This is a genomic window from Xanthomonas sp. 3498, assembly GCF_014199795.1.
GTDB classification, from domain to species: domain Bacteria; phylum Pseudomonadota; class Gammaproteobacteria; order Xanthomonadales; family Xanthomonadaceae; genus Xanthomonas_A; species Xanthomonas_A rydalmerensis.
Genome location: NZ_JACHOH010000005.1, coordinates 272,892 through 296,579, shown reverse-complemented (window position 1 = coordinate 296,579; position 23,688 = coordinate 272,892). Strand labels below are relative to the sequence as shown.

Below are 23,688 nucleotides of genomic sequence, written 5' to 3'. Positions count from 1 at the left end.
ACGGGCGACTCATATCCTGGGTTCGAGCATCGCACGGACGGCCTGGTGCGCGCGCTGGGTCAATTCCTGGCGGTTCAGCGGGCCGTCCTCGCCGTTCACCCGGATCGGCACGCCGATCCGCACCCGGATGACGCCGGGCCGGACCCGGAACAGGCTGGTCGGCGGCAGCACCTTGCCCGCCCCGTCCAGCGCCACCGGCACCACGTCCACCCCCGCGTCGATCGCGGCCTGCAGCAGCCCGGCCTTGAAGTCGGCCAGTGCGCCGCTGCGGCTGCGGGTGCCTTCCGGGAACAGGCACAGGTCCTGGCCACGGCGCAGCAGCGCCGCCGCCTCGCGCCGCATCATCGCCCCGGCGCGGCGGCTGTCGCGGTCCAGGAACAGCATGCCGGTCGCACGCGCATACCAGTTCACGAACGGCACCTTCAGCATCTCGTCCTTGAGCAGGAAGCGCAGCGGCACCGGCAGCGCCATGAACAGCGCGCAGATGTCGATGATCGACTGGTGGTTGCTGACGAACAGGTGGTTGCGCGACCAGTCCACCCGCTCCTGGCCCTCCACCTGCAGCCGCGCACCGGCGCCGAACAGCAGCACCGGCGCCCAGAAGCGCGCGCCCATGCGCAACGGCAGGCGCGGCCCGGTCAGCCATAGCAGCACCAGCGCGACGACGATGCCCAGCGCGGTGAACGCCAGGGTGAATACCAGCTGCAGGGCGTTCCACACGGCCCAAACCATGCGCGAGGGCATCCCTGCCTGCGGCAACTTGGTGTTTTCCTTGATGATCTGCACGACCTAGCGTCCCCTGCACTTCGCGCGTCAGCGCAATAGATCGCGCCAAAAAACCGGCCCCAGCCGCGCCAGCTGGTGCAGGAAGTCGGGCAGATTACGGTAGGGACGCTGCGGAAACCAGCGCCCGCGCATCAGGTACTCGCCGACGAAGAAGCCGCCGATGACCCCGTAGCCCAGCAGGTTGGCGAACAGCGAGGCGCGCGCGTCGCTGATCGGCAGCGGCGCGGCCAGGCCCAACTGCGCCAGCACCCCGCTGGGCTGGGCGCACAGCGCCAGCAGCAGGTTGAGCAGGGTCAGCCCCACCAGCAGCAGGGTCCAGGCCAGGGTCAGGCGGCGGGTGTAGCGCAACTGCTCCGGGGTGATCGGCATGCCGGCCTGCCGGTACAGGGCCTCGACGATGCGGGTGATCAGCGGCGTGCGCCCGCGCTGCAGGCTGCGCCCGAAGAACCAGGCCACCCAGGCGGTGAACAGCACCGGCGGCGCGGCCAGCAGCAGCAGGGCGTGCGGCGAGCGCCACAGCGGCACCAGCGCCGCCGTCGCGGCGATGGCCAACGCCCAGGCCCAGGGCCGCCAGCGCGCCATCGGCTCCACCAGCACCATCAGCACCAGCGCCGCCCCGGCCAGCACCGCCAGATCCGGGCGGTGCGCGGCGTTAGCCCAGTGCGCCAGCGGCGAGTAGGCCAGCGCCAGCAGCACGCCCAGGGCCAGCGCCCAGGGCGCGGCGTCGGCCGGCTCAGCTGGTCTTGTTGGCTTCGACATGCGCCGACAGCGCGCGCAGCGAGGCGAAGATGCGGCGGTTCTCGTCGTTGTCCGAGCGCAGTTGGAAGCCGTAGCGCTTGCTGATCGCCAGCGCCAGTTCCAGAGCGTCGATCGAGTCCAGCCCCAGGCCGGTATTGAACAGCGGTGCCTCCGGATCGATGTCGCCGGGCTGGACGTCTTCCAGGTTCAGGCTCTCGACCAGCAGCTCGGCCAGTTCACGTTCGGCGGCGGTTTGCGAAGACATCCAGGGGCTTCCAGGCGAAAGGACGGGTGCGACAAGATGGTGCATCGGGCGCTGCGGCGCAACCATCGGCCCGCGAACAGCACGCTATCATGCCGTTTCGCCCCGCCGTTGCGCCCGCAGGTTCCCTCAGGATGACGTCCCCCGCTGTTGCTTCCCTTCCCCCCACCGCAAGCGCCGCCGCGGCAGACACGCCCGACGTGCTGGTGATCGGCGGGGGGCCGGCCGGCTGCGCGGCGGCGATCGTCCTGGCGCAACGCGGCTGGCGGGTGACGGTGCTGGAAAAGGACCACCACCCGCGCTTCCACATCGGCGAATCGCTGCTGCCGATGAACATGCCGATCCTGCAGCGGCTGGGCGTGCTCGAGCAGGTGCGGGCGATCGGCGTGCTCAAGCTCGGCGCCGACTTCCCCAACGATGCCGGCGGCTACAACACCTTCCGTTTCGCCCACGCGCTGGGCGCGCAGTCCGACTTCGCGCTGCAGGTGCCGCGCGCCGACTTCGACCGCGTGCTGTTCGCGCATGCGCGCGCAGTCGGCGCCGACGTGCACGAGGGCATCCGGGTCGAGGCAGTGCAGTTGGACGGCGAGACGCCGACGGTGCAGGCGCGCAGCGCCGATGGCGTGCGCCACTACCGGCCGCGCTACCTGATCGACGCCAGCGGCCGCGACACTTTCCTCGGCAACAAGCTCAAGCTCAAGCGGTCCAACCCGCGGCACCAGTCGGCGGCGCTGTTCAGCCATTTCCGCGGCGTGGCGCGGCGCCCGGGCGAGGACGCCGGCAACATCAGCATCTACCGCCACGCGCACGGCTGGATGTGGCTGATCCCGCTGCCCGACGATGTGATGAGCGTGGGCGCGGTGTGCGACCCGGAGTACATGAAGACCCGCCAGGGCTGCGACAGCGAGGCGTTCCTGCTGCGCACCCTGGCGCTGAATCCGGACGTGGTGGAGCGCATGGCCGGCGCGCAGCGCGTGGCGCCGGTGCACGCCACCGGCAACTACGCCTACGAATGCACGCGCATGAGCGGGCCGCGCTGGCTGATGCTCGGCGACGCCTACGCCTTCGTCGACCCGATGTTCTCCTCCGGCGTGTACCTGGCCATGCACAGCGCCGAGCGCGGCGCGGCCATGGTCGACGCGGTGCTGCGCGAGCCGGCCAGCGAGGCGCGGCTGCAGCGGCGCCTGGAACGGCACCTGCGCGGCGGCCTGGACGAGTTCAAGTGGTTCATCTACCGCTTCACCTCGCCGACCATGCGCGAGCTGTTCGCGCAGCCGCGCAACGTGCTGCAGGTGGAACAGGCGGTGGTGGCGATGCTCGCCGGCGACGTCTTCGACAACCGCGCGGTGCTGCGCCGCCTGCGCGTGTTCCGCGCCATCTATGCGCTGTCCGCGGTGGCGATGCTGCCGCGGGCCTGGCGCGCCTGGCGCCACCGCCGCCGCCAGGCCCGCGAATCGTTCCACGGCGACACCTTGCACGGAGACACCACCCCATGAGCCGCCCGCACCTGCAGTTTCCGCACCACACGCAGGGCCATCCGCAGTTGCAGGTGGACTACATCGCCGAGACCGACCCGAGCCCGTTGCTGGGCGAGGACCGGGTGCTGGCGGTGTTCGGCTTCGGCGAGACTGCGCCCTATCACGACGACCCACGCTACCTGCGCGTGCCGTTGCAGCCGCACGGTCCGCGCATGCTCGAGGTATGGCGTACCGACGCCCCGGTGCACAGCGGCCGCGACGGCGACATCGCCTGGGCCAGCGACGGCCGCCTGCAGTTCGGCGTCATCGAGATCGACGAACGCCAGGTCGACCTGGACATCGAGGAAGCCGCCGCGCTCGCCTACGCGCAGATCACCGCCTTCGTGTCCGGCAGCGCCACCCCGCGCCTGCTGCGCATCTGGAACTACCTCGACGCGATCACCCTGGGCAGCGGCGACCGCGAGCGCTACCGGCGCTTCTGCGTCGGCCGCGCGCGCGGGCTGGGCGATTTCGACGCCACCCAGCTGCCCGCGGCGACCGCGGTCGGCCGCTGCGACGACGCGCGGGTGATGCAGATCTACTGGCTGGCCGCCGCGCAGGCCGGCACCCCGCTGGAGAACCCGCGCCAGGTCAGCGCCTACCGCTACCCGCGCCAGTACGGCCCGCAGCCGCCCAGTTTCGCCCGCGCGATGCTGCCGCCGGCCGGCAGCGACATGCCGCTGCTGCTGTCGGGCACCGCCAGCGTGGTCGGCCACGCCTCCATGCACCAGGGCCAGTTGCTGGCGCAACTGGAAGAGACCTTCGCCAACTTCGACGCCCTGCTGGCAGCCGCCCGCAGCCACGCCCCGGACCTGCCGCCGCAGTTCGGCGACGGCACCCGCCTGAAGGTCTACGTGCGCGAAGCCGCCGACCTGCCGCTGGTCGCCAATGCCCTCGACGCCCGCTTCGGCGACCGCGTGCCGCGCCTGCTGCTGCATGCGGTGATCTGCCGCGACGAACTGGCGGTGGAGATCGACGGGGTGCACGGCTGAGGCAGCGCGTCGCTGCGTGCGCGAGCTCGCCATCGCCGCGCCGGCGCTGCGGTTGGCTCGATCAGGCGTCGAACGCTGCGAGGTGTTAGGCCATCACTGCTGCCGCGGTTCGCCGCTTGCAAAGACGCGCACCGATTTCCAAGTCGCGTCGCCGGATGATCGGTGGCGCCCGTTCCAGACCTTTTGCACTGGCATGCCATGTCCGACAGTCGCCGCAAGATCGTGATCGTGTCCGGTGCGCCTGGCGCAGGGAAAACCACCTTGGCGGTCCCGCTCGCCGAACGGCTCGGATTTCCGCTGTTCTGCAAGGATGTCATCAAGGAAACCCTGACCGACGCCCTCGGCGACAGCGGCGGCGATCTGGCCGCATCGCGCCGGATCGGCGGCGCGGCGATGGAACTGCTCTGGTCGCTGGCGCGCCATGCGCCGCAGGCGGTGCTGGAAGCCAACTTCCGGCCGCGCAGCGCGTACGAACGCGACAAACTGGTCAGCCTGGACGCCGTCATCGTCGAAGTGCACTGCGACTGCGGCCCCGACGAAACCGCCCGACGTTTTCGGGAGCGCGCCGCGGCCAGCACGCATCACGCAGCGCATCCGTTGAAAGCACTGCCGCCGGACATGCTCGCCGAGTACGCCGGACCGGTCGGGCTAGGAGCCGTCGTCGCGGTGGATACGCGCATGCCGGTGGACGTGGAGCGCCTCGTCGCCGAGGTGTCGAGACGCTTGTCCGAGTGAAGCGAGCCGTCGCTTCGAACGCGAGCGACGCCTGGCACACACAGGCTCCATCATGCGCAGCCCGTCCTAACGGGTCGACAATCCGATCGGCCTGGTGACCGATGCAACCTGCCTGCGCCTCAGGCGTCGCGCTCTCCAGCCAACAGCGCCAGCATCCGATCGCGCGGCAGCTTGCCGGTCTCGTTGCGCGGCAGGGCGTCGAGCAGGCGCAGCCGGCGCGGCAGGAACACCGGGTCCAGCTCGCGGCGCAGCGCGGCCAGGATCTTGGCTTCGTCCAGGGTCGGCGCGACCACCACGGCGGCGATGCGGCCGACCGCCTGGCCGGGTTCCGGCTCCAGCTGCAGCATCGCGCCGTCGACCACGCCCGGCAGGGCCAGCAGGCGCCGGGTAAGGTCGGCCAGCGAGGCACGCTTGCCGGCGATCTCCAGCAGGTCGGCCTGACGGCCGCGCACCTGGAACCGGCCGTCGGCGTCCACTTCCATCAGGTCGGCCAGCAGCACCGGCTGCGGCAGATGCGGCGCGTGCACCAGGGTGCCGTCCGGCTGCGGCGCCACGCGCACGCCGGGCAACGGCGTCCACGGCACTTCGCAGGCGGTGCGGCGGCTGGCGAACACGCAGGTCTCGGTGGAGCCGAACATCTCGCGCACCTGCCCGCCGAAGCGCGCCTCGGCGGCGGCGGCCAGCTCCTGCGCCAGCGGCGCGGTGGCCGAGACGATGCCGGCCAGCGGCGGCAGGGCGACGCCGGATTCGACCAGCGCGCGCAGATGCACCGGCGTGGTCACCAGCAGCCGCGGCGCCGGCAACTGCGCCAGCGCGCGGGCCACGTCCTCGGGAAAGAACGGGCGCCCGGCGTGCACCGCCAGCGGCGTCACCAGCGGCAGCAGGATCGACAGCTCCATGCCGTACATGTGCTGCGGCGGCACCGTCGCCACCACCTGCGGCACCGCGGTGTCCGGCCACAGCCCGACCAGCGCCAGCAGGTCCTGGCGGGTGCTGGTGAGGAAGCTGCCCCAGGTCTTGGGATTGGGCTTGGGCACGCCGGTGCTGCCGGAGGTGAAGCCGATCGCGACCAGCGCATCGTCGGCCAGCTGCGGCATCGGCCCGTCCAGCGACGGCAAGACGTCCGGCAACTGCCAGTAGCGCGGCGGCGGCTCGGCCAGCGCCAGGTCGCCCAGGCAATAGCAGTCGGCATGGGTGCGCTGCACCTCGGCCACCACCGCCGGCGCGCGCGAGGACGGCAGCAGCGAGGTCTGCCCACGCAGCGCCACCGCGCAGAACGCGACCATGAAACGGTAGCGGTCCTCGCACAGGTTCAGCGCATGCCGGCCGGCCGGCAGCACTGCGGCCAGGCCGCGCACGTGGCCAAGAAAGGTGGCCAGATCGATGTGCTCGCCGTTGGCGAAGGCCAGCGGACGGTGCGCGTCGCCGACGGCGAGCGGGTGCAGCAGGGGCGCGGCGGGAATCTCGGAGGAAACGGCGGACATGCGGGGCGGCGGCTCGGGCGGGCGATGACCCGCACGGCGCGGGAAGCCGGTAGCTTGGCCGCCACCGCCGCCGCTGGCAAGCCGGCCGGCCGCCGCGGCGGCCGCCGTCAGTGGTGGTAGCCGGTGTCGGCGGTGATCTTGCCGCGGAACACCCGGTACGACCACGCGGTGTAGCCCAGGATCACCGGCAGCAGCACCGCCAGCCCGACCAGCACGAAACCCTGCGAGGACGGCGGCGAGGCCGCTTCCCAGATGGTCAACCCGGGCGGCACGATGTTCGGCCAGATGCCCAATACCAGGCCGAAGAAGCCGAGCACGAAGAAGCACAGGGTCAGCACGAACGGGCGCGCATCGCGACCCTGCGCCATCGCCGCGCGCCACAGCGCCACCGCGTTGACCAGCACCAGCAGCGGCACCGGCGACAGCCACCAGAAGTTCCCGTCGTGGAACCAGCGCGCCATGATCCGCGAGTCCAGGAACGGCAGCCAGGCGCTGACCAGGCCCATGAACACCACCACCACCAGCACCAGCGGCCGGGTCAGGGTACGGGCGATGTGCTGCATCGCGCCCTCGGTCTTCAGGATCAGCCAGCTGCCGCCGAGCAGCGCGTAGCCGAACACCACCGCCGCGCCGGTGAGCATCGAGAACGGGCTGAACCAGGCCAGCACCCCGCCCAGGTACTTGCCGTCCTGCAGCGGCATGCCTTCCACCAGCGCGCCCAGGATCACCCCTTGCCAGAACGCCGCGCACAGCGAGCCCAGCGCGAACGCCCAGCCCCACAGGTACTTGGAGCTGCGCGCCTTGAAGCGGAACTCGAAGGCCACGCCGCGGAACACCAGCGCGATCAGCATCATCAGCACCGGCAGGTACAGCGCCGACAGCACGATCGCATAGGCCTTCGGGAACGCCGCCAGCAGGCCGGCGCCACCCAGCACCAGCCAGGTCTCGTTACCGTCCCAGATCGGCGCGGCGGTATTCATCATCAGATCGAGCTGGTCCTCGTCCTCGGCGAACGGCGCCAGGATGCCCAGGCCGAGCACGAAGCCATCCAGCAGCACGTACATCAGCACGCCGAAACCGATCACGCCGAACCAGATCACCGGCAATACGGTCGCCATGTCCATCAGCGGGTCTCCTCGATGTCGTCGTCGGCCGCCGACAGCGGCCGCGCCGGGGTCTTGTCGCCCTCCTGCATGCGCGGCGCCGGCTCGTGCGGCAGCGGCCCGTGGCGCAGCATGCGCAGGATGTACCAACTGCCGAACCCGAACACCAGCGCATAGGCGAGCACGTACACACTCAGCGAGATCCACACCATCGCCGGGCTGACCGGGCTGACCGCGTCGCGGGTATGCAGCAGGCCGTAGATCACGTACGGCTGGCGCCCGATCTCGGTGACGAACCAGCCGGCGACCAGCGCCACGAACCCGGCCGGCAGCATTGCGTTCCAGGCCAGGTGCAGGACGCGCCGGCGCAGCAGCGTGCCGCGCCACCAGAAGAACAGCGACACCAGTGCCAGCAGCAACATCGCCATGCCCAGCCCGACCATCACCCGGAACGCGTAGAACACCGGCTTCACCGGCGGCCGCTCGTCGGCCGGCACGGAGGTCAGCGGGGCGATCTCGCCATCCAGCGTATGGGTCAGGATCACGCTGCCCAGGCGCGGAATGGCGACTTCGTAGTCGTTGCGCTCGGCGGCCTCGTTGGGTACCGCGAACACCACCAGCGGCACGCCCTGCCCCGGCGCCTCGCCGTGCCAGTGCCCTTCCATCGCCGCCACCTTGATGGGCTGGTGCTCGAGCGTGTTCAGGCCATGCGCATCGCCAGCGGCGATCTGCAGCGGCAGCGCGATCGCGGCGAAGGCCACCGCCAGCTTGAGCATGCGCCCGGCCGCGTCCAGATGCTCGCCGCGGCGCAGGTACCAGCCGCTGACGCCGCCGATCACGAAGCAGGTGGTGATGAACGCGGCCAGCACCATGTGCGTGAGCCGGTACGGGAACGACGGGTTGAAGATCACCTCGCGCCAGTTGGCCGGCTGGAACACGCCCTCGACCACGGCGTAGCCGGCCGGCGTCTGCAGCCAGCTGTTGGCCGACAGGATCCAGAACGTGGAGATCAGCGTGCCGATCGCGACCAGGCAGGTGGCCAGGAAGTGCAGCTTCTCCGGCACCTTGTGCCAGCCGAACAGCATCACCCCCAGGAAAGAGGCCTCCAGGAAGAACGCGGTCAGCACCTCGTAGCTGAGCAGCGGGCCGAGGATGTTGCCGGCGCGTTCGCTGAGCACCGCCCAGTTGGTGCCGAACTGGAAGCTCATCACGATGCCGCTGACCACGCCCATGCCGAAGGACACGGCGAAGATCTTCAGCCAGAAGAAGTACAGATCGCGCCACACCGTGTCGCGGGTGCGCAGCCAGCGCCATTCCAGGAACGCCAGCCAGCTCGACAGGCCGATGGTGAAGGCCGGGAACAGCACGTGGAAACTGATGACGAATCCGAACTGGATGCGCGACAGCAGCAGGGCGTCCATGAGTAGCGCCTGAGGCAGCGGAAACGATGCCTATTGTTGGTGCGGCGCGGCGAAATGGGATGTGACGGTTTGTCGCAGCGGCGTCTTGTTGCAGCCGCTGCGGTGCGGGATTGCGCATGCACCCAGGCACGTCCAGCACAACGACACTCACGCGATCGGGCGGACGCCAACGGCGCCGATCCAGCGTAGCGGCGCACGTGGCAGAAACGTGCGTGCAACGCGCTGCGAATTGCGGACCGCGTCTGCATCACACCGATGCAGTTGCGGCAGGACTGCCAGCGCAAGCCGGCAGTGCCGACAGCATAATCGGCGACCTCGAGCAGGCGCCGCTCCCTGAATTGGCGCTGCCATGGCCGGATTGCGATACACGGCAGCGACGCGCCCGGATCGCCCTGCCGCAACCCGCCCATGACCGATGGCGCAATCGCCGCCGCCCTGGTGGCTGCTACGCTTGCGGTTTGCCGTTCGCCCGGAATTCCAGATGCGTCGTCTCGCCCTGAGCGCTGTTGCGTTGCTGTCCCTGTCCTGCCTGCCGCCGCTGGCCGCGGCCCAGGATGCCCCCGCCCCGCTGACCATCGAGCAGGCCATGGCCGATCCGGACTGGATCGGGCCGCCGGTCGAGGACGCCTGGTGGGCCTGGGACGGGCACCAGGTGCAGTACCAGCTCAAGCGCACCGGCAGCCCGGTGCGCGACACCTACCGCCAGGGCGTCGACGGCGGCGCCGCGCAGCGGGTCGAGGACGCGCAGCGCAGCACCCTGGACGCGGCCAATCCGGTCTACGACGCACGCCGCCAGCGCATGCTGTTCGTGCGCAACGGCGACGTGTTCCTGCGCGACCTGCGCAGCGGCGCGCTGACCCAGCTGACCCGCAGCAACCAGGCCGCGGCGCGGCCGCAGTTCACCACCGATGGCGGTGCGCTGTGGCGGGTCGGCAACGACTGGTACCGCTGGAGCCCCGGCGGCGGCGTGCAGCAGGCCGCGGTGCTCAAGGCCGAGCGCGATCCCGACGCTGCACCCAAGCCCGACGTGCTGCGCGACCAGCAGCTGCGCACCCTGGAGACCCTGGCCCGCGATCGCGCGCAGCGCGAACTGCTGCGCCAGCAGGAGCAGGCCTGGCGCCGCGCCGACAGCAGCCGCGCGCCGGCGCCGGTGTACCTGGGCGACGACGTGGTGGTCGACGACAGCGCGCTGTCGCCGGACGGCCGCCACCTGCTGGTGGTCACCCACGCCAAAGGCGCCGAGGAGGGCCGCGACAGCAAGATGCCGCGCTACGTGACCGAATCCGGCTACGCCGAGTTCCAGGAAGCGCGCACCCTGGTCGGGCGTAATTCGCCGGTGGCGCAGACCCTGTGGCTGGTCGATGCGGTGGCCGGCAGCGCGCGTAAGCTCGACCTGTCGGTGCTGCCCGGCATCGGCACCGATCCGCTGGCGGCGCTGCGCAAGGCGGCCAAGCAGGAGCCGCTGCAGGGCCCGCGCGCGGTGCGCGTGGAAACCGACGGCGACGGCAGCGGCGCCTCGATGCACTGGAGCGAGGACGGCCGCAACGTCGCCGTGCTGCTGCGCGCGGTGGACAACAAGGACCGCTGGATCGCCAGCGTCGACCTGGACAAGGCGGTGCTGCAGCCGCGCCACCGCCTGACCGATCCGGCCTGGATCAACTGGAGCTTCAACGATTTCGGCTGGATGCCGGACAACCAGACGCTGTGGCTGCTGTCCGAGCAGTCAGGGTATTCGCACCTGTACACCCAGCGCGGCAACGAGAAGCCGCGCCAGCGCACCTCCGGCAAGTGGGAAGTGTCCGCGCCGGTGGTCAGCGCCGACGGCCAGGGCTTCCTGTTTCTGTGCAACCGCAAGTGGCCGGGCGACTACGAGGTGTGCAAGCTCGACCTGCGCAACGACAGCGTCGCCGAGCTGACCTCGCTGGACGGCGTGGAAGACTTCGCGCTGTCGCCGGACGGCCAGCAGCTGCTGGTGCACTACTCCGGCCCCTACCTGCCGCCGCAACTGGCGGTGCTGCCGGCCGCCGGCGGCAACGCGCGCGTGCTCACCGACACCCGCAGCGCGGCGTTCAAGGCACGCCAGTGGGTGCAGCCGCAGTTCGTGCAGGTGCCGTCCAAGCACGGCGCCGGCACCGTCTGGGGCAAGTACTACGGTCCGGCGCAGCCGGAGCCGGGCAAGCGCTATCCGGTGGTGATGTTCGTGCACGGCGCCGGCTACCTGCAGAACGTGTCGTCGCGCTACACCCCGTACTTCCGCGAGCAGATGTTCCACAACCTGCTGGTGCAGAAGGGCTACATCGTGCTGGACCTGGACTACCGCGCCAGCGCCGGCTACGGCCGCGACTGGCGCACCGCGATCTACCGCGACATGGGCCATCCGGAGCTGGAGGACTACCTGGACGGCCTGGACTGGCTGGTCGACAGCAAGCAGGGCGACCGCGGCCGCGCCGGCATCTACGGCGGGTCCTACGGCGGCTTCATGACCTACATGGCGCTGTTCCGCAGCCCCGGCACGTTCAAGGCCGGCGCCGCACTGCGCCCGGTGGCCGACTGGAGCCAGTACAACCACGAATACACCTCCAACATCCTCAACACCCCGGACCTGGACCCGGAGGCCTACCGCACCTCCTCGCCGATCGAGTACGCCAGCGGGCTGCGCGACCACCTGCTGATCGCCCACGGCATGGTCGACGACAACGTGTTCTTCAAGGACTCGGTGGACATGACCCAGAAGCTGATCGAGCTGCACAAGGACAACTGGGAGATCGCGCCGTACCCGCTGGAGAAGCACGGCTTCACCCGCGCCGATTCCTGGCTGGACGAGTACAAGCGCATCCTCAAGCTGTTCGAGCGCGAGCTGCGCTGAGCCTGCCGCACGCCGAGGCGCCTGCCATCGACGTGCGGCAGGCGCCCGGGAGCCACCGCGCGGCGCCCGCAGGACCCCGCCAACCACCGGCGTCCGCCACGCATCACGCCGTCCCGTAGGAGCGGCTTCAGCCGCGACGAGGCGTTACCGCGAATGCCCAGTCGCGGCTGAAGCCGCTCCTACGCGAGCGCCCACAGCTGCCCGGGCCCGGTGATGCCCGTGGCATGGCGGCGTTGGCCGCCGCTGCGTCCGGCCCGAGCAACACCGGCACGATCTTGCTGTCGGCGCCGCTCCTGGCGGCACCGCATCCGCCTTGCCCTGACCGTATCGCGACAAAGACCGCGCGCTCAGCATATGCGCGCGGCCTCCCCCCCTCGCGCACCACCCGGCTTGCGCCCTGGTCCGTCGTCCCTATCCTTGCCGGACGGCCGCCGGCGCGATGGCACCAGCGCCGCCCCTCCCCGAAGGACCGCCGATGCCGCCCCCGCCGCTGCCCCTGACCGCCGCCCGCAACCAGACCATCGATGCGATGGCCAAGCTCTCGCTGCTGCTGGGGGTGCTGTCGCTGTTGTATTCGCTGGGCCAGGCGCTGCTGCTGATGGCATTGCCGGACGGAGCGATCGAGGGCGTGCTGCGCCAGGCCGGCCTGCCGTTGCCGCCGCTGCTGCAGTGGTGCGTGGCCCATGCGCTGGCGCTGTCCTGGCTGTCGGCGCTGCTTTCCGCGGGCCTGTCTGCGGCGTCGTGGGCGCTGCTGCAGCGGCGCGACTGGGCGCGGCGGGCCTTCATCGTGTTCCTGGTGGTCACCGCCGCAGCCAACTTCGCGGTGCTGCCGCTGCTATGGCAACTGCTCGACCTGCTGCAGGCCTGGGCGCCGCAGCACGCCTTCGACCCGCAACAGCTCCAGCACGACCTGGCCCTGAGCCGCATCACCCTCATGGTCAGCGGCGCGCTGACCGCCCTGGTCTTCGCCGGCCTGCACGGCTGGCTGGTCTACCAGTTGTGCCGCCCCGCGATCCGCGCCGAGTTCCACCGCTGACGCACGCCGACCGGCCTGCGCGGTCCGCGCAGCCCGGCGCTGACGCCTGACACAGGCAGCTTCTAGAATGGCGGCATGCATACCTTCGACCGTGTCCGCGACTATCTCACTGACCTGCAAGACCGCATCTGCGCGGCGGTCGAGGCCGCCGACGGCCAGGCCCGTTTCGCCGAAGACCTGTGGCAGCGCGCGGAGGGCGGCGGCGGCCGTACCCGCATCCTGCGCGACGGCGCGCTGTTCGAGCAGGCCGGCATCGGCTTCTCCGACGTCGCCGGCACCCGCCTGCCGCCCTCGGCCAGCGCCAACCGCCCGGAACTGGCCGGCGCCTCCTGGCGCGCGGTCGGGGTGTCGCTGGTGTTCCACCCGCTCAGCCCGTACATCCCCACCACCCACGCCAACGTGCGCTACTTCGAAGCGCAGCGCGATGGCGCCACCGTGGCCTGGTGGTTCGGCGGCGGCTTCGACCTGACCCCGTACTACCCGTTCGACGAAGACGCCCGCCACTGGCACCAGACCGCACACGACCTGTGCGCGCCCTTCGGCGAAGACCGCTATCCGTCGCACAAGCGCTGGTGCGACGAGTACTTCTTCCTCAAGCACCGCAACGAGACCCGCGGCGTCGGCGGCCTGTTCTTCGACGACCTGCATGCCGATTTCGAGCGCGACTTCGCCTACCAGCGCGCGGTCGGCGACGGCTTCCTCGACGCCTACCTGCCGATCGTCGAACGCCGCCGCGGCCTGCCCTGGGGCGAGCGCGAGCGCGAGTTCCAGCTGTACCGGCGCGGCCGCTACGTCGAATTCAACCTGGTCTACGACCGCGGGACCCTGTTCGGCCTGCAGAGCGGCGGCCGCAGCGAGAGCATCCTGATGAGCCTGCCGCCGCGGGTGCGCTGGGAATACGGCTTCCAGCCCGAACCGGGCAGCGCCGAGGCGCGCCTGGCCGAGTACCTGGTGCCGCGCGACTGGCTGGCATGAGCACGCCAGCGCGCACTGCCGTTTTGGGCCGCGAGGACAAGCGCGCCATCGCCGAACAACTGCAGGCCTACCTGCGCACCGAGCTGCAGCAGCAGGTCGGCGCGTTCGAGGCCGAATTCCTGCTCGACTTCGTCGCCGAGCGCATCGGCGCGCATTACTACAACCGCGGCCTGCACGATGCCCGCGCGCTGCTGGCCACGCAGCTGGATACCCTGGACGACGCGCTCTACCAGTTGCAACAGCCCACCGACGCGCGCCGCTGAGCACGGCAGCGCACGCCGCCGGCGCGGCGTCAATAAAACTGCGGGCATAAAAAAGCCCCGCGGACCAGGGGGAGGTCGGCGGGGCCAGGGAACGGAGACTTGGGGAGGAGTCGCCGTTCCTGGATCTGCTCCAGGGGATGGGAGGAGATCCGCGACAGGTATTGCGCCTGTCGAGGGATATAAGAACATTTCCCACCTTGCTCGTTCGTGAAGATTTAAGTTAAAAATTTGTCAGATTAAGGACGGATTCATTCCCAAAACTTCGCCCGAAATACACCGCGTCAAAATTCCGTTCAAACGCTGCAGTGCCGGGTGTTTCAGGGTGTGACGCCAGTTGGCATTTCAGGGCTTTCAGCGCGCGATCGGGTCAAAAAAACAGCGCGAATGGGAAAGCGAAAATCACTGGCGGGATAATCCGTCCGAAAACCGGATTCCATTCGCAGCGGGCGACGCGCACGCTGTCTACGCAACACACCGCAACACCAGGCCGGGTCCTGGAGCATGTCCAGGACCCGGGCGGTCAATGCGCCTCGTCCCAGTTGTCGCCCACGCCGCTGTCCACCACCAGCGGGACCTTCAGCTCCGCCGCGGCGGACATCCGCCCCGTCACTTCCGGCAGCAAGGTGTCGACGAAGTCGGCATCGGCTTCGAACACCAGTTCGTCGTGCACCTGCAGGATCATCAGCGCGCGGTCGCGGTGGTCCTGCAGCCAGGCGTCCACGCCGACCATGGCGCGCTTGATGATGTCGGCGGCGGTACCCTGCATCGGCGCGTTGATCGCAGCGCGCTCGGCACCGGCGCGCAGGCCTTGCTGGCGGGCGTTGATGTCGTTCAGGTACAGGCGGCGGCCGAACAGGGTCTCCACGTAGCCCTGAGTGCGGGCCTGCTCGCGCATGCGCTCCATGAAGTCGCGCACACCCGGGTAGCGGCTGAAGTACAGCGCCACGTAGTCCTGCGCCTCGCCGCGGCCGATGCCCAGGTTGCGGGCCAGGCCGAACGCGCTCATGCCGTACATCAGGCCGAAGTTGATCGCCTTGGCGGCGCGGCGCTCGTTGCCGGTGACCTCTTCGAGCTTGCGCCCGAACACCTCGGCGGCGGTGGCGCGATGCACGTCCACGCCGCTGCCGAAGGCGCGCAGCAGGCCCGGATCCTCGGACAGGTGGGCCATGATCCGCAGCTCGATCTGCGAATAGTCGCAGGCGATCAGCTTGCGCCCGGGCGGGGCGACGAAGGCGCGGCGGATGCGGCGGCCGTCGTCGGTGCGGATCGGGATGTTCTGCAGGTTGGGATCGGAGGAGGACAGCCGGCCGGTGGCGGCGCCCGCCTGGTGGTAGCTGGTGTGCACGCGGCCGGTGTCGGGATTGAGCATCTCCGGCAGCTTGTCGGTGTAGGTGCTGCGCAGCTTGGCCAGGCCGCGGTACTCCAGGATCACCCGCGGCAGCTCGTGCTGGTCGGCGATCGCCTCCAGCGCCTCCTCGTTGGTGCTGGGCTGGCCCTTGGGGGTCTTCAACACCGCCGGCAGCTTCAGTTCGTCGAACAGCACCGCCTGCAGCTGCTTGGGCGAATCCATGTTGAAGCTGCGCCCGGCCAGCGCGGTGGCCTTCTGCTGCGCGGCCAGCATGCGCTGGCTCAGGTCCTGGCTCTGCTTGCGCAGCTCGGCGATGTCCACGCACACGCCGTTGGCCTCGACCCGCGCCAGCACCGGCACCAGCGGCATCTCGATGTCGCGGTAGACCTGCGCCAGCGCCGGCTCGGCGTCCAGCTGCGCCGACAGGGTGCGGTGCAGGCGCAGGGTGATGTCGGCGTCCTCGGCGGCGTAGCGGGTGGCATCGTCGATGGCCACCTGCGAGAAGGCGATCTGCTTGGCCCCCTTGCCGGCCACGTCCTCGTACTTGACCGTGTCGTAGCCCAGGTAGCGCCTGGCCAGCGAGTCCATGTCGTGGCGGCTGGCGGTGGAGTTGAGCACGAAGCTCTCCAGCATGGTGTCGTCGGCATAGCCGCGCACCTCCACGCAGTGGCGGCGCAGCACGTGCAGGTCGTACTTGCCGTGCTGGCCGACCTTGGCCTTGGCCGGGTCTTCCAGCAGCGGCTTGAGCAGCGCCAGCGCCAGCGCGCGGTCCAGTTGCACCGGCGCACCGGGATAGTCGTGGCCCAGCGGCAGGTAGTCGGCGCGGCCCGGCTCGGTGGCGAAGCTGAGGCCGACCAGGTTGGCGCGCATCGCGTCCAGCGCGTCGGTCTCGGTGTCGAAGGCGAAGCCGTCGGCGGCGCGCAGGCGCACCAGCAGTTCCTCGAACTGCTCGGGAGTGGTCACCGCGGTGTAGTCGCCCTTGGCGGCCAATGCCGGGTCCAGCGCCGTATCGGCGGCCGGCGCCGCGGCCCGGGCATAGCCGGCGGCAGTGCCGCGCAGGCTGGGCGTGGCCTCGCTGGCGGCTTCCGGCGCGGCCACGCCGCCGTCCAGGTCGCGCAGCGCCTGGGTGAAGCCATAACGCTGGTACAGGCCGCGCAGCTGCTCCGGCTCCTGTTCGCGCAGGCCCAGGGTGCGCGGCCCGCCGGCCAGCGCCACGTCGGTCTTGATGGTGACCAGTTCGCGGTTCAGCGGCAGGCGCTCCAGCGCCGCGCGCAGGTTGTCGCCGATCTTGCCCTTGATGCTGTCGGCATGGGCGATCACCCCGTCCAGCGAGCCGTATTCGGCCAGCCACTTGGCGGCGGTCTTGGGGCCGCACTTCTCCACCCCGGGCACGTTGTCGATGGCATCGCCCATCAGTGCCAGCAGATCGACGATCTGGTGCGGCCAGACCCCGAACTTCTCCATCACCGCCGCGTCCGAATCCATGCGGCTGCCGCTCATGGTGTTGACCAGTTGCACGCCGGGGCGCACCAGCTGGGCGAAATCCTTGTCGCCGGTGGAGATGGTGACGTCCAGGCCGTCGCCGGCGCCCTGCAGGGCCAACGTGCCGATCACGTCGTCGGCCTCGACCCCGTCCTCGCGCAGGATGGTGATACCCAGCGCATGCACGATCTGGCACATCGGCTCCACCTGCGCGCGCAGTTCGTCGGGCATCGGCGGCCGGTTGGCCTTGTACAGCGGGTACAGGTCGTCGCGGAAGGTCTTGCCCGGCGCATCGACCACGAAGGCCACGTACTCGGGGCGCTCCTTGAGGGTGGCGCGCAACATGTTGACCACGCCGAACAGCGCGCCGGTGGGCTCGCCGGCGGCATTGGTCAGCGGCGGAAGCGCGTGGAACGCGCGATACAGGTAACTGGACCCGTCGATCAGGACTAATCGGCTCATCGGCCAATTCTACGCTGTGGCGTGTAGCCCCTCTCCCACCGGGAGAGGGGTTGGGGTGAGGGTCCGGCGCGAAGCGACTCGCTGACTTGGTCCACGAGGCTGCGCCCGTACCCTCATCCGCCCCTGCGGGGCACCTTCTCCCGAGGGGAGAAGGACAAGCCAGAGCGCCTCTCCCACCGGGAGAGGGGTTGGGGTGAGGGTCGGCGCGAAGCGACGCGCTGACTTGGTCCACGCGGCTGCGCCCGTACCCTCATCCGCCCCTGCGGGGCACCTTCTCCCGATGGGACAAGGACAAGCCAGAGCCCCTCTCCCCCCGGGAGAGGGGTTGGGGTGAGGGTCCGGCGCGCAGCGACGCGTTGACTTGGTCCACGCGGCTGCGCCCGTACCCTCATCCGCCCCTGCGGGGCACCTTCTCCCGACGGGAGAAGGGAGAGCCAAAGCCCCTCTCCCGCCAGGAGAGGGGTTGGGGTGAGGGTCGGCGCGAAGCGACGCGCTGACTTGCTCCACGCGGCTGCGCCCGTACCCTCATCCGCCCCTGCGGGGCACCTTCTCCCGAGGGGAGAAGGACAAGCCAAAGCCCCTCTCCCACCGGGAGAGGGGTTGGGGTGAGGGTCCGGCGCAAAGCGACTCGCTGACTTGACACACAAGCCTGCCATCCGCCCTTGCCATTCGCACACCGCATGCGACTACTCGGCGCATACTCTGCGTCATGCCCTACCCGTGGAGAACACCGTCATGAAAGCCCTGATCCTGGTCCCGTTGTTGCTGCTGGCGGGCTGCGCCTCCACCGGCCTTGGCCCGGATGGCGCGCCGGTGGACGTACGCGGCGCGGAGACGACCCAACGCAAGATGGAGAACGGCGACACCGTCGACGAGTACCGGGTGGGCGGCCAGTTGCGCATGGTCAAGGTGACGCCGGCGCGCGGCCCGGCCTATTACCTGTACGACCGCAACGGCGACGGCCATATGGAAGTGGACGGCAGCAAGGACAATGTGTCGCCGGTGTACTGGAAGCTCTACAGCTGGTGACACATGCCAAGCGCGCTGCGGAACGGCAGCGCGCTGCGGCATGCGTGCGCATCCGACGACGGCCGGATGACAACCGCAAACGTCGCAAGCCCGCCGACAGCCCAAACCAGGCGCGGCCAGGCATATGCGCTGGCCGCAACCCAACAGCCGCCTCCTAGACGTCGGCGAAGGCCGGAATCGCCGGGAACCCGGCCGGTGCGGTCGCGGTGCCGGCGGTCTTTGTGCCCTTGTGGTACCAGAGGTAGTACGGATAGATGCTGGCCGGCGGGCTCAGGCCCAGGCCCTGGTCGGCCGAGTAGGAACCGTTGTTCGCGGTCACCTTGACCAGCACCGGCAGCGCCTGCTTCTTGAAGGTGGCATCGCAGACGGCGCAGGGAAAGGCATCCTGCACGATCAGGTACGGGCCCGCGGCGGCCTTCTTGCCGAGCGCGTTGTAAACGCCGATCTCCGAGTGCTGCTGCTTGCCCTGGCCGGTGATCTGGCCTTCGGCGCCGAGTTTCCACTTGCCGCCGTTGACGTAATAGCCTTCGGTGTTGATGGTCATGCACGTTCTCCTCAGTCGTGTGTGATGAGCGCCGGCGGCGCCGCGCCGATCCATGCGCCGTCGTCCGCCGCGTTCGTGGGCGCATGACAACCGCCACGCTTCCCTTCGAACGCGTGCGGATCCAGGCCTATGAATGGTCGCGGCGGAACCGGCGGGAACAGCGTCGCCGCGTGCGGCACAGCGGACCATCGGCGCAAGCCTGATCCTGCGGGGAGGGCGCGATGACACGCGCTCGCAGGGAAACGTGGCCGAGAGAAGACGCGCTACGGCGCGAACGGGTCGCGGTCGCGCCATGGCTGCGACGCACGCAATCGACGTCCCTGGGCAGCAGCATGATGCGCGCCGGAAGCAACGCGATCGGTGCTTGGCGACGACAGGAGGCCGGACGCGGCGGAAGCCATGCGTGGGCAATTGCATCGCGGCGGCTTGCGCCGCGCCGCGAGGCGTCATTCGCGGTAGCGGTCACCTGCCTGGTCAACCACCACCTGATCGCTGTGCACGGTGCGCGACGACGCCGCAGCGCCGGCAACCACCGAACGCGGGCCTTGAACTTTCAGCGCCCGCGCCGCCCCCGGCGTGGGCCGGTCAACGCCTCAGCGGATCACCAGCACCGGCACCTGGCTGTTGGCGAGCACTTCCGCAGTCTGGCTGCCGAGCAGGACCCGGCTCATGCCGCGGCGGCCGTGCGAGGTCATCACGATCAGGTCGCTGTTGCAGGCCGCGGCCATGTCGATGATGCCCTCGGCGGCGTAGCGGTCGAGCACGTGGCGGCCGTGCGCGGTCACCCCGGTGGCCGCCGCGGCGGCCAGCGCCGGCGCCAGGATCTTCTGCGCGCCGGCTTCGCGGTCCTGGCGGTATTCGGGGCTGGCCTCGTAGCCCACGCTCCACCCCATGGCGTCGTACATGCCCATCGCCCACGGCTCGGACACGGTGACGATATCCACCTGCGCGCCGAGCGTGGCGGCGAGCGCCAGTCCCTGCTGCAAGCCCTTGGCGGACAACTCGGAACCATCGATGGCGATCAGGATGCGCTGGTACATGGGGTGCTCCGGTGACGCCGCGCGCGGCGGCTGGGAGAGCATTGCACACCCGATCCGCAGCGCCTTCCTTGACCCGGATCAAATTCAGTCGCTGTGCGGCTTCAGCAGGCGTGCCGGATTGCCGGCCACGCGCGCGCCGACGGGCACGTCGCGGGTGACCACGCTGCCGGCGCCGATCACCGCGTCGTCGCCGATGGTCACCCCCGGCAGCACGATCGCGCCGCCGCCGATCCAGACGTTGCGCCCGATCGTCAGCGGCCGCCCCAGTTCCAGCCCCTCGGCGCGCTGCGCGGCATCGCGCGGGTGATCGGCGGCATAGAGTTGCACCGCCGGCCCGATCTGGGTGCCGGCACCGATGTGCACCGGCGCCACGTCCAGGATCACACAGTTGAAGTTGAGGAACACGTCCTCGCCGAGATGGATGTTGTAGCCGTAGTCGCAATGGAACGGTGGCCGGACCACCGCGCCGTGTCCGACCGAACCCAGTCCCTCGACCAGCAGCGCGTGCCGACGCGCCGGCGGCTCGGCCAGCGCCGCGTTGTAGCGCAGCATCCAGGCACTGGCCGCGTCCTGCTCGGCCTGCAGCTGCGCGTCGTTAGGCCGATAGGCCTCGCCGGCCAGCATCTTCTCTTTCTCGCTTCGCATTCTGCCCTCCCAGGCATCGGTCGAGCCGGCATGATCGCATCGCGCTGCGTAACGGCGCGTAGCCTGGTCACGACGCGGGCGGCGCGGCGACGTCGTGACTTGCAGGCCACGCGGCATTCACCGTCCAGCAACACACATGCAGCCGATGATCGAACGACCGTGCCGCCCATGCCTGGCCGCGCGGGCTCTCTCCCAGACAAGGCGGTGCGCGATGTCCGAGCGTGTGGAAGCAGGTCAGATGGTCTTCGTCGCCGACGGCGAGGTCGGTGTCGGCGCGGTGCGCGAAGTGCGCGACGGCGGTGCGACGTTTGTCATCAACATCGAGAATGGCGGCGATTTCGTGGTGCCGTCGAGCGCGGTGCGCGACGTGCATTTCGGCAAGGTGATCCTGGCGGTCGAACATCTGCCGGCGCCGCTGCGCGAGGCGCTGCGGCATCCGCACGCTGCGGAACTGCCGACCTCGACCTATGCCGCCAGCGATCCGAGCGACGGGGCGCTGAAGGACTAGTCGCGCGACGACACGGACACGGCGGCGTACAGACGATCGACCGCGCCGCCTGGCATCGAACGCATGCCCTTGCCGGGGCATGCCTGTGTCCTCGAGCAAAACGCCGGTTCCATTGAGGGTGTGATCGCAAGTTCAATCACCGCGCGGCGCGGCTGCAGCCGCTCTCACAAGACCACGGTCGGCATGGAGGACGCCTTCCCGGTCTGCGCGATCCGGGCGACCGATCGCCCGCAGGCACCGCTGTGGCCGCCGCGGACCAAGAACAACTCAGCCGCTGGCGATGCAACAGGTCGCCGAGGTCATTTTGCACCCCGCGCCCCGACCGCCATCAGCCCACCCGGTGCCCGCATGAACGGCATCGCCTGGCGCTTGCGCGGCCAGGCAGACCCGGTACGCCGGCGATGCCGGCAAGTGCTAACGTTCCGCGCTTCCGTACCTCATGTTGCCTCGGAGCCGCGCATGTCCGCCACCGCTTTCCCCGCCTCCCGTCGCGCCCATCGGGCGCTGGTCCTCGGCATCGGCCTGGCGCTCGCCGGCGCCGCGCAGGCGCAGGTGGTGCGCGCGCCCGACGTGCCGGCGCCGCAGGACACGCCCTACCCCGGCACCCTGACCCTGCAGGTGGACGCCGGCGACGTGCGCCAGGGCATCTACCGCGTGCACGAGACCATCCCGGTCAGCGCCGGGCGGCTGACCCTGCAGTACCCGCAGTGGATCCCCGGCGATCATTCGCCGAGTGGGCCGGTGGCGATGCTGGCCGGCCTCACCCTCACCGCCAACGGCAAGCCCCTGCCGTGGCGCCGCGACACCTTCGACGTGTACAGCTTCCACGTCGACGTGCCGCAGGGCGTGAGCGCGATCGACGCCAGCTTCCAGTATCTGTCGCCGCGCGACGACGGTTTCGAGATGACCGACAAGATGCTGCAGCTGGAGTGGAACAAGGTGGCGCTGTACCCGGCCGGCCACGACACCCGCGGCATCACCGTGACGCCCAGCGTGACCCTGCCGGCCGGCTGGGAGTTCGGCACGGCGCTGGAGACCGCCAGCCGCGACGGCGCCACCACCACCTTCAAGCCGGTGGACTTCACCACGCTGGTCGACTCGCCGATCTACGCCGGGCACTACTTCAAGCGCGTGGACCTGACCCCGGCCGGCGGTGCGCCGGTGCATCTGGACGTGGTCGCCGACGCGCCGCGGTTCCTGGACATCAGCGCCGAGCAGCTGCAGGTGCACCGCAACCTGCCGGTGCAGGCGATCAAGCTGTTCGGCTCGCACCACTACGCGCATTACGACTTCCTGTTCTCGCTGTCCGACGTGCTCGGCGGCAACGGCCTGGAGCACCACCAGTCCAGCGAGAACGGGCTGGGCGCCGATTACTTCAGCGCCTGGGACGAGAACGCGCCCGACCGCGACCTGCTGGCGCACGAGTACACGCACTCGTGGAACGGCAAGTTCCGGCGCCCGGCCGACCTGTGGACGCCCACCTTCAACGTGCCGATGGGCGACTCGCTGCTGTGGGTGTACGAGGGCCAGACCCAATACTGGGGCTATGTGCTGACCGCGCGCGCCGGGATGTGGACGCCGCAGCAGTTCCGCGACGCGCTGGCGATGACCGCGGCCAACTACGACCGCAACCGCGCCGGCTTCCGCTGGCGCTCGCTGGAGGACACCACCAACGATCCCACCGCCGCGCACCGCGCACCGCTGCCCTACCGCAGCTGGCAGATGAGCGAGGACTACTACAGCGGCGGGCAGATGGTGTGGCTGGCGGTGGATGCCAAGCTGCGTGCGATGAGCGGCGGGCGCAAGTCGCTGGACGACGTGGCCAAGGCGTTCTTCGGCGTCGACGACGGCAGCTTCGCGGTCAAGACCTACACCTTCGACGACGTCGTCGCCGCGCTCGACGGCGTGGTCCACTACGACTGGGCCGACTACATCAACCGGCGCGTGTACCAGGTGGATCCGCCGCTGCTGGAAGGCCTGCAGGCCAGCGGCTGGAAGCTGGTGTACACCGACCAGCCCAGCGCATTCGAGAAGCAGTACGACGGCCGCCACCAGTCGGCGCGGCACCGCTACAACTTCGCCTGGTCGATCGGCCTGGTGATGAACGACGACGCCAGCATCAACGACGTGCTGTGGGACGGCCCGGCGTTCAAGGCCGGGGTCAGCAGTGGCGCCACGGTGCTCGCGGTCAACGGCCAGGACTACTCCCGCGACACGCTCAAGCAGGCCATCGCCGACGCCAAGGGCGGCAGCGCGCCGATCGTGCTGACGCTCAAGTACCAGGGCGGCGTGCGCGACGTGCCGGTGAACTATCACGACGGCCTGCAGTATCCGCACCTGGTGCGGGTCGAGGGCACGCCGGACTACCTGAGCAAGATCATCGCCGCACGGCGCTGAGCACACGCTCGCCGCCGCTGCTGGCAATGCAGCGGCGGCAGGTGCGCGAGGTGAC

20 protein-coding genes are annotated in these 23,688 nt (G+C 70.0%); 10 read left to right on the top strand and 10 right to left on the bottom strand.

Going from position 1 to position 23,688, the window contains the following annotated elements:
* Positions 1-9: 9 nt before the first annotated feature.
* Genes GGR66_RS15870 through xanC form a run of 3 tightly spaced genes read right to left on the bottom strand, consistent with a single transcriptional unit; the run spans position 10 to position 1,789 of the window.
* A complete protein-coding gene (locus tag GGR66_RS15870) occupies positions 10-759 on the bottom strand; it encodes a lysophospholipid acyltransferase family protein (RefSeq protein WP_184449017.1) in 750 nt (249 codons plus the stop codon).
* 54 nt (positions 760-813) lie between these two features.
* Positions 814-1,545, bottom strand: coding sequence for a ketosynthase (locus tag GGR66_RS15865; protein ID WP_160970503.1), 732 nt, complete (start codon positions 1,543-1,545; stop codon positions 814-816).
* Entirely contained in the window at positions 1,520-1,789 is a 270-nt protein-coding gene (xanC, locus tag GGR66_RS15860) for a xanthomonadin biosynthesis acyl carrier protein XanC (protein ID WP_003470209.1), read from the bottom strand. The genes GGR66_RS15865 and xanC overlap by 26 nt, the downstream gene beginning before the upstream one ends.
* 131 nt (positions 1,790-1,920) lie before the next feature.
* On the opposite strand from xanC, the gene GGR66_RS15855 reads away from it, so the two are divergent.
* From GGR66_RS15855 to GGR66_RS15845, 3 genes are all read left to right on the top strand, one after another.
* Positions 1,921-3,282 (top strand): NAD(P)/FAD-dependent oxidoreductase, encoded by a 1,362-nt coding sequence (locus GGR66_RS15855; protein ID WP_184448956.1) that lies wholly within the window; start codon positions 1,921-1,923, stop codon positions 3,280-3,282.
* The gene (locus GGR66_RS15850; protein WP_184448954.1) at positions 3,279-4,295 is read left to right on the top strand and encodes a pteridine-dependent deoxygenase; all 1,017 of its coding nucleotides are present in this window, start codon (positions 3,279-3,281) and stop codon (positions 4,293-4,295) included. Before GGR66_RS15855 ends, GGR66_RS15850 begins: the two co-directional genes overlap by 4 nt.
* 198 nt (positions 4,296-4,493) lie before the next feature.
* Complete coding sequence (locus tag GGR66_RS15845; protein WP_184448952.1) at positions 4,494-5,030, top strand: AAA family ATPase; 537 nt, start codon at positions 4,494-4,496, stop codon at positions 5,028-5,030.
* Positions 5,031-5,149: 119 nt separating this feature from the next.
* On the opposite strand, the gene GGR66_RS15840 is transcribed toward GGR66_RS15845, so the two are convergent.
* The 3 genes from GGR66_RS15840 to GGR66_RS15830 all read right to left on the bottom strand — a co-directional run bounded on the left by GGR66_RS15840 (position 5,150) and on the right by GGR66_RS15830 (position 9,038).
* The gene (locus GGR66_RS15840) at positions 5,150-6,514 is read right to left on the bottom strand and encodes an AMP-binding protein (RefSeq protein WP_184448950.1); all 1,365 of its coding nucleotides are present in this window, start codon (positions 6,512-6,514) and stop codon (positions 5,150-5,152) included.
* A gap of 107 nt (positions 6,515-6,621) precedes the next feature.
* Positions 6,622-7,638 carry a cytochrome d ubiquinol oxidase subunit II gene (gene cydB, locus GGR66_RS15835; protein ID WP_160970495.1) on the bottom strand — a complete coding sequence of 339 codons (1,017 nt, stop codon included), beginning with the start codon at positions 7,636-7,638 and terminating at the stop codon, positions 6,622-6,624.
* Positions 7,638-9,038 carry a cytochrome ubiquinol oxidase subunit I gene (locus GGR66_RS15830; RefSeq protein WP_160970493.1) on the bottom strand — a complete coding sequence of 467 codons (1,401 nt, stop codon included), beginning with the start codon at positions 9,036-9,038 and terminating at the stop codon, positions 7,638-7,640. Before GGR66_RS15830 ends, cydB begins: the two co-directional genes overlap by 1 nt.
* 481 nt (positions 9,039-9,519) lie before the next feature.
* Between GGR66_RS15830 and GGR66_RS15825 the strand changes: the two genes are divergently transcribed.
* The 4 genes from GGR66_RS15825 (at position 9,520) to GGR66_RS15810 (ending at position 14,178) form a co-directional block, all read left to right on the top strand.
* Entirely contained in the window at positions 9,520-11,904 is a 2,385-nt protein-coding gene (locus GGR66_RS15825) for a S9 family peptidase (RefSeq protein ID WP_184448948.1), read from the top strand.
* Between the two features lie 475 nt (positions 11,905-12,379).
* On the top strand, positions 12,380-12,940 hold the full coding sequence (locus GGR66_RS15820; protein ID WP_184448946.1) for a hypothetical protein: 561 nt from the start codon (positions 12,380-12,382) through the stop codon (positions 12,938-12,940).
* A 75-nt stretch (positions 12,941-13,015) separates the two neighbouring features.
* Positions 13,016-13,915 (top strand): oxygen-dependent coproporphyrinogen oxidase, encoded by a 900-nt coding sequence (hemF, locus tag GGR66_RS15815; protein ID WP_184448944.1) that lies wholly within the window; start codon positions 13,016-13,018, stop codon positions 13,913-13,915.
* The gene (locus GGR66_RS15810; protein ID WP_160969481.1) at positions 13,912-14,178 is read left to right on the top strand and encodes a DUF2164 domain-containing protein; all 267 of its coding nucleotides are present in this window, start codon (positions 13,912-13,914) and stop codon (positions 14,176-14,178) included. Before hemF ends, GGR66_RS15810 begins: the two co-directional genes overlap by 4 nt.
* A gap of 520 nt (positions 14,179-14,698) precedes the next feature.
* Here the strand turns inward: GGR66_RS15810 and polA are convergent.
* Positions 14,699-17,470 carry a DNA polymerase I gene (polA, locus tag GGR66_RS15805; protein WP_184448942.1) on the bottom strand — a complete coding sequence of 924 codons (2,772 nt, stop codon included), beginning with the start codon at positions 17,468-17,470 and terminating at the stop codon, positions 14,699-14,701.
* Between the two features lie 735 nt (positions 17,471-18,205).
* Here polA and GGR66_RS15800 point away from each other — a divergent pair.
* Positions 18,206-18,499 (top strand): DUF2782 domain-containing protein, encoded by a 294-nt coding sequence (locus GGR66_RS15800; RefSeq protein WP_160946949.1) that lies wholly within the window; start codon positions 18,206-18,208, stop codon positions 18,497-18,499.
* A 154-nt stretch (positions 18,500-18,653) separates the two neighbouring features.
* On the opposite strand, the gene GGR66_RS15795 is transcribed toward GGR66_RS15800, so the two are convergent.
* From GGR66_RS15795 to GGR66_RS15785, 3 genes are all read right to left on the bottom strand, one after another.
* On the bottom strand, positions 18,654-19,043 hold the full coding sequence (locus tag GGR66_RS15795; RefSeq protein ID WP_160969485.1) for a hypothetical protein: 390 nt from the start codon (positions 19,041-19,043) through the stop codon (positions 18,654-18,656).
* Between the two features lie 593 nt (positions 19,044-19,636).
* Positions 19,637-20,083: a universal stress protein gene (locus GGR66_RS15790; protein ID WP_184448940.1), complete on the bottom strand. Its 447-nt coding sequence runs from the start codon at positions 20,081-20,083 to the stop codon at positions 19,637-19,639.
* A gap of 84 nt (positions 20,084-20,167) precedes the next feature.
* Positions 20,168-20,728, bottom strand: coding sequence for a sugar O-acetyltransferase (locus GGR66_RS15785; RefSeq protein ID WP_184448938.1), 561 nt, complete (start codon positions 20,726-20,728; stop codon positions 20,168-20,170).
* A 238-nt stretch (positions 20,729-20,966) separates the two neighbouring features.
* Here GGR66_RS15785 and GGR66_RS15780 point away from each other — a divergent pair, with 238 nt between their 5' ends.
* Positions 20,967-21,236 carry a hypothetical protein gene (locus tag GGR66_RS15780; RefSeq protein WP_160969556.1) on the top strand — a complete coding sequence of 90 codons (270 nt, stop codon included), beginning with the start codon at positions 20,967-20,969 and terminating at the stop codon, positions 21,234-21,236.
* Between the two features lie 459 nt (positions 21,237-21,695).
* Positions 21,696-23,633: a M61 family metallopeptidase gene (locus GGR66_RS15775; RefSeq protein ID WP_184448936.1), complete on the top strand. Its 1,938-nt coding sequence runs from the start codon at positions 21,696-21,698 to the stop codon at positions 23,631-23,633.
* Positions 23,634-23,688: the final 55 nt, after the last annotated feature.

Coding starts and splice junctions, on each gene's coding strand:
- GGR66_RS15825 (WP_184448948.1), top strand. CDS start 9,520: ATGCGTCGTCTCGCCCTGAGCGCTGTTGCGTTGCTGTCCCTGTCCTGC.
- GGR66_RS15830 (WP_160970493.1), bottom strand. CDS start 9,038: ATGGACGCCCTGCTGCTGTCGCGCATCCAGTTCGGATTCGTCATCAGT.
- GGR66_RS15780 (WP_160969556.1), top strand. CDS start 20,967: ATGGTCTTCGTCGCCGACGGCGAGGTCGGTGTCGGCGCGGTGCGCGAA.
- GGR66_RS15810 (WP_160969481.1), top strand. CDS start 13,912: ATGAGCACGCCAGCGCGCACTGCCGTTTTGGGCCGCGAGGACAAGCGC.
- GGR66_RS15790 (WP_184448940.1), bottom strand. CDS start 20,083: ATGTACCAGCGCATCCTGATCGCCATCGATGGTTCCGAGTTGTCCGCC.
- GGR66_RS15800 (WP_160946949.1), top strand. CDS start 18,206: ATGAAAGCCCTGATCCTGGTCCCGTTGTTGCTGCTGGCGGGCTGCGCC.
- GGR66_RS15845 (WP_184448952.1), top strand. CDS start 4,494: ATGTCCGACAGTCGCCGCAAGATCGTGATCGTGTCCGGTGCGCCTGGC.
- GGR66_RS15840 (WP_184448950.1), bottom strand. CDS start 6,514: ATGTCCGCCGTTTCCTCCGAGATTCCCGCCGCGCCCCTGCTGCACCCG.
- GGR66_RS15820 (WP_184448946.1), top strand. CDS start 12,380: ATGCCGCCCCCGCCGCTGCCCCTGACCGCCGCCCGCAACCAGACCATC.
- GGR66_RS15865 (WP_160970503.1), bottom strand. CDS start 1,545: ATGTCGAAGCCAACAAGACCAGCTGAGCCGGCCGACGCCGCGCCCTGG.
- GGR66_RS15775 (WP_184448936.1), top strand. CDS start 21,696: ATGTCCGCCACCGCTTTCCCCGCCTCCCGTCGCGCCCATCGGGCGCTG.
- polA (WP_184448942.1), bottom strand. CDS start 17,470: ATGAGCCGATTAGTCCTGATCGACGGGTCCAGTTACCTGTATCGCGCG.
- hemF (WP_184448944.1), top strand. CDS start 13,016: ATGCATACCTTCGACCGTGTCCGCGACTATCTCACTGACCTGCAAGAC.
- xanC (WP_003470209.1), bottom strand. CDS start 1,789: ATGTCTTCGCAAACCGCCGCCGAACGTGAACTGGCCGAGCTGCTGGTC.
- GGR66_RS15795 (WP_160969485.1), bottom strand. CDS start 19,043: ATGACCATCAACACCGAAGGCTATTACGTCAACGGCGGCAAGTGGAAA.
- GGR66_RS15855 (WP_184448956.1), top strand. CDS start 1,921: ATGACGTCCCCCGCTGTTGCTTCCCTTCCCCCCACCGCAAGCGCCGCC.
- cydB (WP_160970495.1), bottom strand. CDS start 7,638: ATGGACATGGCGACCGTATTGCCGGTGATCTGGTTCGGCGTGATCGGT.
- GGR66_RS15785 (WP_184448938.1), bottom strand. CDS start 20,728: ATGCGAAGCGAGAAAGAGAAGATGCTGGCCGGCGAGGCCTATCGGCCT.
- GGR66_RS15850 (WP_184448954.1), top strand. CDS start 3,279: ATGAGCCGCCCGCACCTGCAGTTTCCGCACCACACGCAGGGCCATCCG.